This window comes from Aeromonas popoffii (genome assembly GCF_000820025.1).
Lineage (GTDB): Bacteria > Pseudomonadota > Gammaproteobacteria > Enterobacterales > Aeromonadaceae > Aeromonas > Aeromonas popoffii.
Map to the genome: position 1 here is coordinate 1 of NZ_CDBI01000048.1, position 13,727 is coordinate 13,727.

Consider the following 13,727-nt stretch of genomic DNA (forward strand, 5'->3'; position numbering starts at 1 on the left):
CTCTGGGTATCAGCACCAGTAAATATTAAAGCCTCCCAATCGGGAGGCTTTTTTGTATTCGCCTTTCTCAGTTTACCGAAATCTGTCTGGCATCGAGATAGAAGCGAGCCTGCCCCGAGGCTTCTATCTCGATCGCTGCGACCAGTCGTTCGTTGTGTTTGTATTCCCAATATTTGCCGATCGAGGTCAGACTAGCGCTGCCGATCTCGGTCAATCCTGCTTTCATCCCAATTAACGCCCTTTTATTGTTGCTGTTTATCAACAGTGGCGGTCTCATATGTATTCAATATGAACGCTTTTCTATTAAATTGATCCAAGCTAAGTTGTGGATTGGAAAAGGTAATCAGTGTCAGAAAAAGGAAGAAAAACATGCTGATAAAGAATGTGCGTCTGGCCGGTAGGGAGGGGTTGTGGCAGGTCTTGTGCCAGGATGGCCTGATCCGGACCATAGCCCCCATGAGCCAGCCCCTCCTGTCTACCCGGGAGCTGGATGGGGAGGAGGGTCTGGCCATAGCCCCCTTTATCGAGCCTCATATTCACCTCGATACGACCCAGACTGCCGGGGAGCCGAGCTGGAACCTGTCCGGTACCCTGTTCGAGGGGATCGAGCGCTGGGCCGAACGCAAGGCGCTGCTGACCCATGAGGATGTGAAACAGCGTGCCATCCAGACGCTGAAGTGGCAGATTGCCAACGGCATCCAGTTTGTTCGCACTCACGTCGATGTCTCGGATCCCAATCTGGTTGCCTTGAAGGCGATGCTGGAAGTGCGAGAGGAGATGAAGGAGTGGGTCGAGCTGCAGATCGTCGCCTTCCCGCAGGAGGGGATCTTCTCCTACCCCAACGGCAAGGCGTTGCTGGAAGAGGCACTCAAGCTGGGTGCCGATGTGATCGGCGCCATTCCCCATTTCGAGTTTACCCGGGAATATGGGGTCGAAAGTCTGCACTACATCTTCGATCTTGCCGAGAAGTATCAGGTTCTGGTCGATGTACACTGCGACGAGATAGATGACGAGCAGTCCCGCTTTATCGAGACGCTGGCGACCCTGGCCTACGAGCGCGGCATCGGCCATAGAGTCACCGCCAGCCACACCACCGCCATGCACTCCTACAACGGAGCTTATGCTTCCCGCCTGTTCCGGCTGCTCAAGATGGCGGACATCAACTTCGTGGCCAATCCGCTGGTGAATATCCACCTGCAGGGGCGCTTCGATACCTATCCCAAGCGCCGCGGTATCACCCGGGTGAAGGAGATGCTGGAGGCGAACATCAACGTCTGCTTCGGTCACGACGATGTGTTCGATCCCTGGTATCCCATGGGCACCGCCAACATGTTGCAGGTGCTGCACATGGGGCTGCATGTGTGTCAGATCATGGGCTACGAGCAGATCAACGACAGCCTCAAGCTGATCAGCTGCCACAGCGCACGCACCCTGAATGTGCAGGATCGCTACGGCATCGAGGTGGGCAAACCGGCCAACCTGCTGATCCTGCCCGCCGAGAACGGCTTTGATGCGGTGCGCCGTCAGGTGCCGGTGCGCTACTCCATTCGCCATGGTCGTGTGATTGCCGAGACCCAGCCAGCCCAGACCTCGCTCCACCTGGATCGGGTCGAACCGGTCGACTTTCGCCGTTGAGGCGGTCGATATCGATTAATTGCCCCGCTGTCCCCGCTTGCCGACATTTTGCATAATGTTGGCCTGATACTATGGAGTCTGCCCTATGCAAACCTGGTTATTTGTCGCCGCTGGCGGCGCCATCGGTGCTTGCCTGCGTTTTGGTATCGCCGAGCTGATGGCGCTGTTGCTGGGCCGCCATTTTCCCTACGGTACCCTGGTGGTCAACGTGGTGGGCTCTTTCATCATGGGTATCGCCTTTGCGCTCATTAGTCAGGGTCACGTGATGGAACACCCGATGAAACCGCTGCTGATGGTGGGGATCCTCGGGGCGCTCACCACTTTCTCCTCCTTCGCACTGGATACTGTGGTGCTGGCCCAGCAGGGTGCTTATCTGAAGGCGGTACTCAATATAGGCCTCAACCTTTTCCTCTGTCTGGCCATGGTGTTGCTGGGCATGCAGTTGGTCGCCAGCCGGGTTTAAGGTGTCCGCACGCCATTGGCTCTGGTAAACTGGCGACCATTCTTTGCTCTATGGGTGTTTAAGGGATGTCAGAAGAGACTACGACAACGCATTTTGGCTTTAAAACCGTGGCCGCGACCGACAAGGAAACGTTGGTGGCTGGCGTCTTCCATTCGGTGGCTGCCAAGTATGATCTGATGAACGATCTGATGTCGTTCGGCATCCACCGCCTGTGGAAGCGCTTCACCATCGACTGCTCAGGTGTGCGCAAGGGCCAGAAGGTGCTGGATCTGGCCGGTGGTACCGGTGATCTGACCGCCAAGTTCTCCCGCATCGTCGGGGAGACTGGTCAGGTAGTATTGGCGGATATCAATGACTCCATGCTCAAAGTGGGCCGCGACAAGCTGCGCAACCTGGGGGTGGCGAACAACGTCTCCTACGTACAGGCCAACGCTGAGGCGTTGCCCTTCCCGGATAACCACTTCGATGTCATTACCATTGGCTTTGGCCTTCGCAACGTTACCGACAAGGACAAGGCGTTGGCCTCCATGTTCCGGGTGCTGAAACCGGGCGGCCGTCTGCTGGTGCTGGAGTTTTCCAAGCCTGCCAGCGAGGTGATCGCCAAGCTGTACGATCTCTACTCCTTCAAATTACTGCCGAAAATGGGCGAAATCGTTGCGAACGACGGTGAAAGCTACAAGTATCTGGCGGAATCCATCCGCATGCATCCGGATCAGGAAACCCTGAAAGGGATGATGGAAAATGTCGGTTTTGAGCAGGTTGAGTTCTACAACCTGACCCAGGGTGTGGTCGCCCTGCACCGCGGTTACAAGTTTTAAGGTCGCCTATGCCGATGGATGCCATGGTCACCGCCGTGATCGAAACCAGCCTCAACCAGTTGCTGACGCTCGACCAGCAGAGTCCCGAGCGGTTGCGCAAGCTGGCGGGCAAGGTGCTCAAGCTGGAGCTGCGTGAGCTCAAGCCGCTCTGGTTTGTCTTCTCCGATCGTCGGCTGGATGTGCTTGCCCGCCACGAAGGTGAGGCCGATGCCGTGCTCAGCCTGTCGCTGACGGCGCTGGGCCTGCTAAAAGACCCGTCCGCTCTGACCCGCTATATCCGCGAGGAGAAGCTGGATCTGAGCGGTGATCCCCAGCTGGTACAGGCATTCAGCGTCTTGTTGGGTGAGCTGGATATCGACTGGGAAGAGGAGCTGTCGCGTTATACCGGCGACGTGCTGGCTCACACCCTGTTCAGTGGTGCCCGTCAGGCACGCCGCCTGGTCGGCCGCGAGCTGTGCCGCACCCGCAGCCAGTTGGCGGAATATCTGACCGAAGAGGTCCGCCTCGCACCGGGTCCGCTGGAGGTGGCGAGCTTCAACGACGATGTCGAACTGCTGGCGCAACAGATGAAAGCGGTCGAGCTGCGACTGGCCCGCTTCGAACAGCAGGTGGCCTGATGACCCCGAAGGAGTTCAAGCGCCTCTATCGCATCATCACCATCCTGCTGGAGCAGGGCATCGACGAACTGGTGCCCGCCCGCTATCAACCCTGGCCGGGTCGTCTGGCCCGTCGTTCCTTGTTCTGGCTCAAGAACAAGCAACCGGATCTCAGCCGCGGTGCCCGCATTCGTCTCGCCTTCGAGGCGCTCGGCCCTATTTTCATCAAGTTCGGTCAGATGCTGTCGACCCGGCGCGATCTGCTGCCGCCGGATATCGCCGAAGAGCTGGCCATGTTGCAGGACAGGGTGCCCCCCTTCTGTGGTCAGGCGGCGCGTCTCAAGATCGAGGAGAGCCTGGGTTGCTCCGTCGAGACGCTGTTCGACGACTTCGACGAGACGCCGCTGGCATCTGCCTCCATCGCCCAGGTGCACACGGGTCGATTGAAGGAGAATGGCCGCGAGATTGTCATCAAGGTGATCCGCCCCGACATCGAGCCGGTCATAGAGGCCGATCTGCGCCTGATGCAGACCCTGGCCCGTCTGGTGGCCCGTTTTGTGCCCCAGAGCGCGCGCCTGCGCCCCATCGAGGTGGTGGAAGAGTATCGCAAGACCATCCTCGACGAGCTGAACCTGATGCGCGAAGCCGCCAACGCCATCCAGTTGCGCCGTAACTTCACCGGCTCCGATGCCCTCTACGTGCCCGAGGTGTTCACCGAACATTGCCGTGAGCATGTGCTGGTGATGGAGCGTATCTACGGCATACCGGTTTCCGACATTCCTGCACTGGAGGCCAACGGCACCAACATGAAGCTGCTGGCCGAACGCGGCGTTGAGGTCTTCTTCACCCAGGTGTTTCGTGACAGCTTCTTCCACGCCGACATGCATCCCGGCAATATCTTCGTCTCCTATGAACATCCCGACAATCCGCTCTGGATCGGCATCGACTGCGGTATAGTCGGTACCCTGACCCGGGAAGACAAACGCTATCTTGCAGAGAACTTCCTCGCCTTCTTCAACCGCGACTATCGCCGAGTGGCCGAGTTGCACGTGGAGTCCGGCTGGGTACCGCCAGACACCAAGGTGGATGAGTTCGAATTCGCCATCCGCACCGTGCTGGAGCCCATCTTCGAGAAGCCGCTGTCCGAGATCTCGTTTGGTCACGTGCTGCTCAACCTGTTCAACACCGCCCGTCGCTTCAACATGGCGGTGCAGCCGCAGCTGGTGCTGTTGCAAAAGACATTGCTCTATGTGGAAGGCTTGGGGCGTCAGCTCTATCCCCAGCTGGACTTGTGGCAGACCGCCAAGCCTTATCTGGAAAACTGGATGCACGAGCAGGTTGGGCCGAAAGCCGTGTGGAATGCTATCAAAGAGAAAGCGCCATTCTGGGCGGAGAAACTGCCTGAATTGCCAGAGCTGGTCTATGAGACCCTGCGCCAGACCCGTCACCAGCAGCGCCACTTCGACCAGATGTTTGCCGATTTCCGCCGTCACAGCCGTCGGCAGGGACAGGCTCGCTACCTCTTGGGGGTTGGCGCCAGCCTGCTATTGGCGGGTGTATTCTTGCTGACCCAAAAACAATATATTGAGTGGGGACAACTCAGCCTGGCCGGCACAGGGTTATGCTGGCTGCTGGGGTGGTTCAAGGCCCGCTCCCGTCAATAACACACGCGTGCAGTTTGGCGTCAGTTTTGAAGAAATTACGGGCTGGCATCAGCATCGTGATCGTTAATAACACACGTGCGCACCTTAGCGTCAAATTTGGACTTGGAGAAATATCATGGGTGGTATCAGTATTTGGCAATTGTTGATCGTCGCAGTCATCGTCGTGCTGCTGTTCGGTACCAAGAAGCTGCGCGGGATCGGTGGCGATCTGGGTGCGGCCGTCAAAGGTTTCAAGAAGGCGCTGTCCGATGAGCCGGCTGCTGATGCCAAACCGGATCAGAAAGATGCCGAGTTTCCCCCCAAGCAGTTGAACGAAGCGGCCAATAGTGCCGAGACCGCCAAGCAGAAAGATAAAGAACAGGCCTAAGCCATGTTCGATATCGGTTTCTGGGAGCTGGTTGTCATCGGTGTCGTCGCCCTGGTGGTGCTCGGTCCCGAGCGGCTGCCCGTGGCGATCCGTACCGCCAGCCACTGGATCAGGCTGATCCGCAGCACTGCCAACTCGGTCAAGTCCGAGCTGGAGCAGGAGTTCAAGTTGCAGGAGCTGCACAACGACCTGAAGAAGGCCGAACAGTTGCAGATGAACAACCTGAGCCCCGAGCTGCAGGAGTCTATCGAGCAGCTCAAAGCGGCCGCGCAATCGGTGACCCGCCCTTACGAACAGCAAAACACCATCCACCCCGCCCCGGCTGCTGCCGAGGTGAAGGAGGAGACTCCCGATCAGCCAGCCGTGACGGCGGCTCATGACGAGGAAACCGCCATGATCCCTGCCCAGGGTGCAGACCCGCGTGTCGATCAAGGGGAGGTGAAGCCATGAGTCAGGCCGAACAACCCCTGATCTCCCATCTGGTAGAGCTGAGAACCCGCTTGCTACGGTCCATCTCGGCCATCCTGCTGGTGTTCATCGCGCTGATCTATTTTTCCAACAATATCTACGACTTCGTGGCCCAGCCGCTGCTCAGTCAGTTGCCGGCAGGCACCAGCATGATAGCGACGGATGTGGCGACCCCCTTCCTGACGCCGATCAAGCTGACGCTGGTGGTCTCCTTCTTCGTGGCGATCCCCTATCTGCTCTACCAGGCCTGGGCCTTCATCGCCCCCGGTCTGTACAAGCATGAGCGGCGTCTCATCATGCCGCTGGTCGTCTCCACGGCGGTGTTGTTCTACAGCGGTATGGCGTTTGCCTACTACGTGGTGTTCCCGCTGGTGTTCGGCTTTTTCACCAGTACTGCGCCCGCCGGGGTGACAGTGGCGACTGACATCGCCAGCTATCTGGACTTCGTGCTCACCCTCTTCTTTGCGTTCGGGGTAGCGTTCGAGATCCCGGTGGCCACCATACTGCTGTGCTGGACCGGGGTAACCACCCCCAAGAGCCTGCGGGAGAAACGCCCTTACGTCATCGTCGGGGTGTTCGCGGTCGGCATGTTGCTGACGCCGCCTGATGTCTTCTCCCAGACCCTGCTCGCGATCCCGATGTGGGCGCTGTGGGAGATAGGCCTGTTCTTCGCCCGCTTCTATGTGAAGAAAGAGGATGAAGAGCAACAGGAACAAGCGGAAGGGGGGAGCTGAGGCTCCCTTCCTCTTTTCATGCCCTCGTTCGAGGCGTATGGTGATGCCCCATCGAGGAGAGGATTTTCAACTACCTGATATGTCTTCCTTTTGTTCGGAACGTCTCATCCCATGATCGATATCGGTTTAAACCTGACCAGCAGCCAGTTTGCCGGTGAACAGCCTGAACTGGTGGCGCGTGCCCGCGCCGCCGGGGTCGAGGCATTGATCCTGACCGGCACCGATCTGGCCGGTAGCCGCGAAAGCGCTGACTTGGCTGCTCTGTGGCCGGGTTACTGCTTCTCCACCGCCGGGGTCCATCCCCACGATGCCAAGAGTGTCGATGAGGCAACCCTGCCCGCCCTGCGCGAGCTGGCGGCATTGCCGCAGGTGGTGGCCATCGGCGAGTGTGGTCTCGACTACAACCGCGACTTCTCCCCCCGCCCGGTGCAGGATGCGGTATTCGATGCCCAACTGGCGTTGGCTGCCGAACTGGCAATGCCGGTGTTTCTGCATTGCCGTGATGCCCATGCCCGCTTTGTCGAGATCTTGCGTCCCTGGCTGCCCAGCCTGTCAGGCGCAGTACTGCACTGCTTCACCGGATCCGACGAGGAGCTGGACGAGTGTCTGGCGCTCGGGCTGCATATAGGGGTGACGGGCTGGCTCTGTGACGAGCGCCGTGGCCAGCTGCTGCGCGAACAGGTGGCCCGCATTCCGGCCGGTCGGTTGATGATTGAAACCGATGCCCCCTATCTGGTGCCGCGGGATCTGACACCCAGACCGAAACGCAACGAACCCGCTTTTTTGCCGCACATCGCCCAGGTGGTGGCGGCCTGTCGTGGTGAAGCGCCCGAGGCCTTGCTGGCCCATACCCGGGCCACCTCCGCCGCGTTCTTCCAACTTCCTCTTTTGGAGTGATTCATGGCTACAACTCTTCCGGGCGCCTTTCCGGGTCGCCGCCTGCGCCGGGTGCGCAAACATGATTTCAGCCGTCGTCTGGTGCGCGAGAACGTCCTGACCGTCAACGATCTCATCTATCCCGTGTTCGTGCTGGAGGGGGAAAACCGCCGTGAGGCCGTCACCTCCATGCCGGGGGTGGAGCGTCTCTCCATCGATCTGCTGCTGGCGGAAGCCGAAGAGCTGGTCGCCCTCGGCGTGCCCGCCATCGCTCTGTTCCCGGTGACGCCGCTTCAGAGCAAGAGCCTGCTGGCGGAAGAGGCCTACAACCCGGACGGGCTGGCCCAGCGGGCGACCCGCGCCCTCAAGGCTCGCTTCCCCGAGCTGGGTGTCATCACCGACGTGGCGCTCGATCCGTTCACTACCCATGGTCAGGACGGCATCATAGATGACGAAGGCTATGTACTGAATGACATCACCACGGAAATCCTGGTGAAGCAGGCGCTTTCCCACGCCGCCGCCGGGGTCGATATCGTCGCGCCGTCCGACATGATGGATGGCCGTATCGGGGCGATTCGTGCTGCGCTGGAAGAGAACGGCTTCATCAACACCCAGATCATGGCTTACTCCGCCAAGTACGCCTCCTGCTACTACGGCCCGTTCCGCGACGCGGTCGGCTCTGCCGGCAACCTCGGCAAGAGTAACAAGGCCACCTACCAGATGGATCCGGCCAACAGCAACGAAGCCTTGCACGAGGTGGCGCTGGATATTCAGGAAGGGGCCGACAGCGTGATGGTCAAGCCGGGCATGCCCTATCTGGACGTGATCCGTCAGGTGAAGGATCAGTTCGGCGTGCCGACCTTTGCCTATCAGGTGAGTGGCGAGTACGCCATGCACATGGCGGCGATACAGAATGGCTGGCTGAAGGAGAAGGAGAGCATCATGGAGTCCCTGCTCTGCTTCAAGCGAGCCGGTGCCGACGGCATCCTCACCTACTTCGCCAAGCGCGTGGCGCAGTGGCTGAAGGAGGACGCCAGACGCTGATGCCTGCCTTGCTCTTTCGCCCACAATGCCGACCTCCGGGTCGGCATTGTCGTCTCTGTCTGCCTTGTTGCCGATTTAATGAGCACATTCTCGCTAAAAGTGGGGAGCTGGCCCACCTCTCGGCGGCAAAGGCTTGATTAATGAGGTTTCTGCCTACATCTTAGATGGTCCAAGCAGGCTTCTGGACGGCAGGGGCTGTAGAGAATTTAGAGGTACCGCAGGATGAATAACCCTTTGCTGACAATGGACTCGCTGCCCCCTTTCAGCCAGATCCAGCCCGATCAGGTGCACGCTGCCGTGACGCAGGCGATCGCCGATTGCAAACAGAAGATCGGCGATGTGCTGGCCCAGCGTGACCCCCATACCTGGGACAGCCTGATCGCGCCGCTGGAAGAGGTGAATGACCGCCTGGCGCGAGTCTGGTCACCGGTCAGCCATCTTAACTCTGTGCTCAACAGCGAAGCGCTGCGCGCGGCCCATGACGCCAGCCTGCCGCTGCTCTCCGAATTCCAGACCTATGTCGGTCAGCATGAGGGGCTCTATCAGGCCTATCGCGAGCTGGCCGAGAGCGACGACTTCCCGCTGCTGAGCGGCGCCCAGCGCAAGGAGATCCAAAATACCCTGCGCGACTTCCGCCTGTCCGGTATCGGTCTACCCGCCGAGGCGCAGCAGCGCTACGGCGAAATCCAGGCCCGTCTCTCCGAGCTGGCCTCCCGCTTCAGCAACAACGTGCTGGATGCGACCCAGGGCTGGCAAAAGCTGGTGGCCGACGAGGCCGAACTGACCGGCCTGCCACAGAGCGCGCAGGCCGCCGCCCGCCAGCTGGCGGAGCAAAAGGGTCAGCAGGGCTGGCTGTTTACTCTGGATATTCCCTCCTACCTGCCGGTGATGATGTATGCCGACAACCGCGAGCTGCGCGCCGAACTGTATGAGGCCTTCACCACCCGCGCCTCGGATCAGGGCCCGAACGCCGGCAAGTGGGACAACTCCGCCATCATGAGCGAGCTGCTCTCCCTGCGCCGCGAGCTGGCCCAGCTGCTTGGCTTTGCCAATTACGCCGAGCTGTCGCTGGCCACCAAGATGGCAGACAAGACCGAACAGGTGGTGAACTTCCTCACGGATCTGGCCGCCAAATCCCTGCCGCAAGGCAAGGCCGAGCTGGAGGAGATCCGCGTCTTCGCTGCCGAGCAACATGGTCAGAGTGAACTGGCCGCCTGGGATCTCGCCTACTACGCCGAGAAGCTCAAGCAGCACAAGTTCTCCATTTCCGACGAGCAGTTGCGCCCCTACTTCCCTGCCAGCAAGGTGGTGAAGGGGCTGTTTGAAGTAGTGAAACGGGTGTTCGGCATCAAGGTGCGCGAGCGCCTCGGCATCGACACCTGGCACCCGGATGTGCGCTTCTATGACATCTTCGATGCCGAAGACGAGCTGCGCGGTAGCTTCTATCTCGACCTCTATGCCCGCGAACACAAGCAGGGCGGTGCCTGGATGGATGTGTGCCTGGGTCGTCGTTACCGTCAGGATGGATCCTTGCAAAAGCCGGTGGCTTACCTGACCTGCAACTTCAATGGCCCCGTGGATGGCAAACCGGCCCTGTTCACCCACAACGAAGTGGTCACCCTGTTCCACGAGTTCGGTCACGGCATTCACCACATGCTGACCCAAATCGACGTGGCCGGCGTTGCCGGTATCAACGGTGTGGCCTGGGATGCGGTGGAGCTGCCAAGCCAGTTCCTCGAGAACTGGTGCTGGGAGTCCGAGGCGCTGGCCTTTATCTCCGGCCATCATGAGACCGGCGAGCCATTGCCTGCCGATCTGCTGGAGAAGATGCTGACTGCCCGCAACTTCCAGGCTGCCATGCAGATGCTGCGTCAGCTGGAGTTCGCCCTGTTCGACTTCCGCCTGCACCAGGAGTTTGACCCGGCCAACCCGGATCAGGTCCTGACCCTGCTGGCCGAGGTGCGCAGCCAGGTGGCTGTGATGACGCCGCCCGCGTTCAACCGTTTCCAGCACAGCTTCTCCCACATCTTTGCCGGTGGCTATGCGGCGGGCTACTACAGCTACAAGTGGGCCGAGGTGCTCTCTGCCGATGCCTTCTCCCGCTTCGAGGAAGAGGGGATCTTCAATCCGGCCACCGGCCAATCCTTCCTGAAGCATATTCTGGAGAAGGGGGGGGCGAAGGAGCCGATGGAGCTGTTCCGTGCCTTCCGTGGTCGCGAGCCCAAGGTCGATGCGTTGCTACGCCACAGCGGGATTGCCGCCTGAGGCCCTGCGCCGCCGTGAGCTTCAAGCCGGTACACTTTTGCGGCATAGTGGGATCCTTGCATGATTTTTGAGATAAAAAGGGACCTTTTGGTCCCTTTTCTCAAGGCTTTTTAATATCTTGCGGAGTGCATGTTTGCACTGTCCCCGCCTCTTCAGTAGAGTCGGGTTCTACCTTCCAAGGAGAGAAAGAACCTTGCCATGAGGCGAGCACTCGAGTCTGTCTATCAAATCATCTCAAGTCTGTCTCATTCGAGTGGCCAGGGATATTTCGATACCTTTGTGAGTGAAATCGCCGCAGCGGTCAGGGCCGATTTCGTCCTGATTTCAGGCAGGGATCAAGCTGGGCTGTTTTTCAAGGTACACGCCGTCCACCCTGCGTCTCTCGACACCACCCATTTCAGTTTTCCGATCAGCGCCACCCCGGGGGAGGTCGCCCTGCAACAGGGGGAGGCCTGGTTCAGCGATCGCGTCCAGCAGCTGTTCCCTCATGCCGCCGTGTTGCAGGCCTGGCATATTCAGGCCTATGCCGCCGTGGCCCTCAAGAATGCCCAGGGCGAGACTATCGGCCTTTGCAGCGTGCTGTTCAAGCAACCGCTCGCCAACATGGACAAGGTGATGGGCTTGCTGCGGCTGCTGGCGCCGCTGGCGGGCCGCGAGCTGGCGCTGATGTGTCAGCAGTTACCGGTGCTGAATCAGCCTGAGTATCACCACTTTCTGCACACCATGATGTCCCATGCCCCCGTGGGGATCGGCAAGCTGGATCTGGATGGCAGGATCCTCTGGACCAACCCGGCCATCGAGAAGATGCTGGGTTACAGCCAGAAGGAGCTGCAGCACCGCACTGCTGCCGAACTCAACCATCCGGAAGACTGGCTGCGCAGCGCCCCCTGTTATGGGGAGCTCAAGCGCGGCGAGCGTACTGCCTTCACTCAGGAGAAGCGTTACCTGCACCGGGATGGTCAGGTGTTGTGGGGGCGGGCCACTGTCACCCTGGTGCGGGACGAGCAGCTGCAGCCCGACTACCTGATGGTGGTGCTGGAAAATATCGATCCTCTCAAGCGTCATGCCGAGCAGCTCAAACTCTCCCACCGGGTCTATGACAATCTCTCCGAAGCCATTTTGGTGTGTGATGCCGACAGTCGCATCATCTCGGTCAATCCGGCGTTCGAGCAGATCACGGGGTACAGCGAGAGTGAGGTGTGCGGTCAGTGCCCCAGCATGCTCAAGTCCGGGCTGCACGATCAGGCCTTTTACGCCGACATGTATCACGCGCTGGAGCGGGTAGGAGTCTGGCGTGGCGAGGTGTGGAACAAGCGCAAGAACGGCAAGCTCTACCCCCAGCAGCTGATGATCAGCACCTTGCGGGAAGGGGGCAAGATCAGCCAGTACATAGGCATCTTCAGCGATCTCTCCCAGACCAAGCTGGCGGAGCAGAAAATCGCCGCCCAGGCCAACTACGACAACCTCACCGGCCTGCCCAATCGCTGGCTGTTTGGCCGCTGCCTCAGCCGCTTCTGCGAGCGCGGCGAGCGTTTCGCACTCATGGTGCTCGACCTCAACAACTTCAAGGCGGTCAACAACAGCATGGATCACCACGCCGGTGACGCCCTGCTGCGGGAGGTGTCGGATCGGCTGGTGAGCCGGGTACGTACCGATGATTTGGTGGCCCGCATCGGCGGCGACGAGTTCGCCTTCCTGGTGCCCGGTATAGTCAACCGTCGGCAGGCCGAGGTATTCGCCAAGCAGGTGGTAGGGGGCTTCGTCCGTCCCTTCATGCTGGCCAATCAGCACCTTTATGTGACCGCCACCATCGGCATCACCCTCTGCCCCGGGGATGGCGTCGAGAGCGACGAGCTGCTGCGCAACGCCGAACAGGCGCTGTTTGCCGCCAAGCGGCAGGGGCGCCAGCTCGGCACCTACTGCGTCTCCATGCGGGAGGAGGTGCGCCAGCGTCACCAGATGCAGCAGGATCTGGCGGAGGCCATCAAGCTGGAGCAGCTGACCATGGCCTATCAGCCCATCTGGGACAACCGCCGCGGCCGGGTGGCCAAGCTGGAGGCGCTGGTGCGCTGGTATCACCCCCAGTGGGGCCAGGTTTCGCCGGCGGATTTCATTCCGCTGGCGGAAGAGGCCGGGCTCATTCAGGGGCTGGGAGCGCTGGTGCTCTGGCAGTCGTGTCGGGATCTGGCGCGGTTGCAGCAATCCGGCTTCCCGGATCTGCAGATGTCCATTAACCGCTCCACCCAGGAGTTCCAGACCATAGATCCGGAGGCGAGCGAGTGGCTCAAGGTGATCCACCACTTCGGGCTCGACCCCTGCGATATTGTCATCGAGATCACCGAATCCCTGCTGATGGAAACCAGTGATCAGCACAGGGTGCGGATCGATGCCCTGCGCGAGGCGGGCTGCAAGCTGGCCATCGACGACTTCGGCACCGGCTATTCGGCTCTCAACTACCTGCGCAACTTCCCGGTGGATCTGGTCAAGATTGACAGGGCCTTCGTGCGCCATATCCCGTTCAACGAGCAGGACAGGCTGCTGCTCGATGGCATCATCAACATAGTGCACAACCTCGGCATGCAGGTGGTGATCGAGGGGGTGGAGACTCGCGAGCAGCTCAACTTCCTATGCCAGAAGGGGTGTGCCTTCACCCAGGGGTTCCTGCTCAGCCGTCCACTGGCATATGACGACCTGATCGAATACCTGCAACTCAACGACAAGAGCATGTTCCTGCAGAGCAGCTAGCCGATACCTGTTCTAGCGCCAGGGTCAGCCTGTCGTGTCTTCTCGCCATGCC

Annotated in this window: 13 protein-coding genes; 12 read left to right on the forward strand and 1 reads right to left on the reverse strand. The window is 60.0% G+C overall.

Annotated elements, in window-relative coordinates; all coding sequences use genetic code 11:
- Positions 1-67 precede the first annotated feature (67 nt).
- Positions 68-226 carry a hypothetical protein gene (locus BN1129_RS09540; protein WP_244463035.1) on the reverse strand — a complete coding sequence of 53 codons (159 nt, stop codon included), beginning with the start codon at positions 224-226 and terminating at the stop codon, positions 68-70.
- A gap of 143 nt (positions 227-369) precedes the next feature.
- On the opposite strand from BN1129_RS09540, the gene BN1129_RS09545 reads away from it, so the two are divergent.
- From BN1129_RS09545 to BN1129_RS09600, 12 genes are all read left to right on the forward strand, one after another.
- The gene (locus BN1129_RS09545) at positions 370-1,635 is read left to right on the forward strand and encodes a cytosine deaminase (protein WP_042036049.1); all 1,266 of its coding nucleotides are present in this window, start codon (positions 370-372) and stop codon (positions 1,633-1,635) included.
- An 85-nt stretch (positions 1,636-1,720) separates the two neighbouring features.
- The gene (crcB, locus tag BN1129_RS09550) at positions 1,721-2,098 is read left to right on the forward strand and encodes a fluoride efflux transporter CrcB (RefSeq protein ID WP_042036050.1); all 378 of its coding nucleotides are present in this window, start codon (positions 1,721-1,723) and stop codon (positions 2,096-2,098) included.
- A 65-nt stretch (positions 2,099-2,163) separates the two neighbouring features.
- Positions 2,164-2,916: a bifunctional demethylmenaquinone methyltransferase/2-methoxy-6-polyprenyl-1,4-benzoquinol methylase UbiE gene (ubiE, locus tag BN1129_RS09555; protein WP_042036051.1), complete on the forward strand. Its 753-nt coding sequence runs from the start codon at positions 2,164-2,166 to the stop codon at positions 2,914-2,916.
- 8 nt (positions 2,917-2,924) lie between these two features.
- Positions 2,925-3,533: a ubiquinone biosynthesis accessory factor UbiJ gene (locus BN1129_RS09560; RefSeq protein ID WP_042036053.1), complete on the forward strand. Its 609-nt coding sequence runs from the start codon at positions 2,925-2,927 to the stop codon at positions 3,531-3,533.
- Positions 3,533-5,176 (forward strand): ubiquinone biosynthesis regulatory protein kinase UbiB, encoded by a 1,644-nt coding sequence (ubiB, locus tag BN1129_RS09565; RefSeq protein WP_042036054.1) that lies wholly within the window; start codon positions 3,533-3,535, stop codon positions 5,174-5,176. Before BN1129_RS09560 ends, ubiB begins: the two co-directional genes overlap by 1 nt.
- Positions 5,177-5,291: 115 nt before the next feature.
- The gene (tatA, locus tag BN1129_RS09570; protein WP_042036056.1) at positions 5,292-5,543 is read left to right on the forward strand and encodes a Sec-independent protein translocase subunit TatA; all 252 of its coding nucleotides are present in this window, start codon (positions 5,292-5,294) and stop codon (positions 5,541-5,543) included.
- Between the two features lie 3 nt (positions 5,544-5,546).
- Positions 5,547-5,993, forward strand: coding sequence for a Sec-independent protein translocase protein TatB (gene tatB, locus BN1129_RS09575; RefSeq protein ID WP_042036057.1), 447 nt, complete (start codon positions 5,547-5,549; stop codon positions 5,991-5,993).
- Positions 5,990-6,745, forward strand: coding sequence for a twin-arginine translocase subunit TatC (gene tatC / locus BN1129_RS09580; protein ID WP_042036059.1), 756 nt, complete (start codon positions 5,990-5,992; stop codon positions 6,743-6,745). The genes tatB and tatC overlap by 4 nt, the downstream gene beginning before the upstream one ends.
- Positions 6,746-6,856: 111 nt before the next feature.
- On the forward strand, positions 6,857-7,642 hold the full coding sequence (locus BN1129_RS09585; RefSeq protein WP_042036061.1) for a TatD family hydrolase: 786 nt from the start codon (positions 6,857-6,859) through the stop codon (positions 7,640-7,642).
- Between the two features lie 3 nt (positions 7,643-7,645).
- Positions 7,646-8,665: a porphobilinogen synthase gene (gene hemB, locus BN1129_RS09590; RefSeq protein ID WP_042036062.1), complete on the forward strand. Its 1,020-nt coding sequence runs from the start codon at positions 7,646-7,648 to the stop codon at positions 8,663-8,665.
- A 222-nt stretch (positions 8,666-8,887) separates the two neighbouring features.
- Positions 8,888-10,930, forward strand: a complete 2,043-nt coding sequence (prlC, locus tag BN1129_RS09595; protein WP_042036063.1) for an oligopeptidase A — start codon at positions 8,888-8,890, stop codon at positions 10,928-10,930.
- Positions 10,931-11,128: 198 nt separating this feature from the next.
- Positions 11,129-13,675: a putative bifunctional diguanylate cyclase/phosphodiesterase gene (locus tag BN1129_RS09600; RefSeq protein WP_042036065.1), complete on the forward strand. Its 2,547-nt coding sequence runs from the start codon at positions 11,129-11,131 to the stop codon at positions 13,673-13,675.
- Positions 13,676-13,727: the final 52 nt, after the last annotated feature.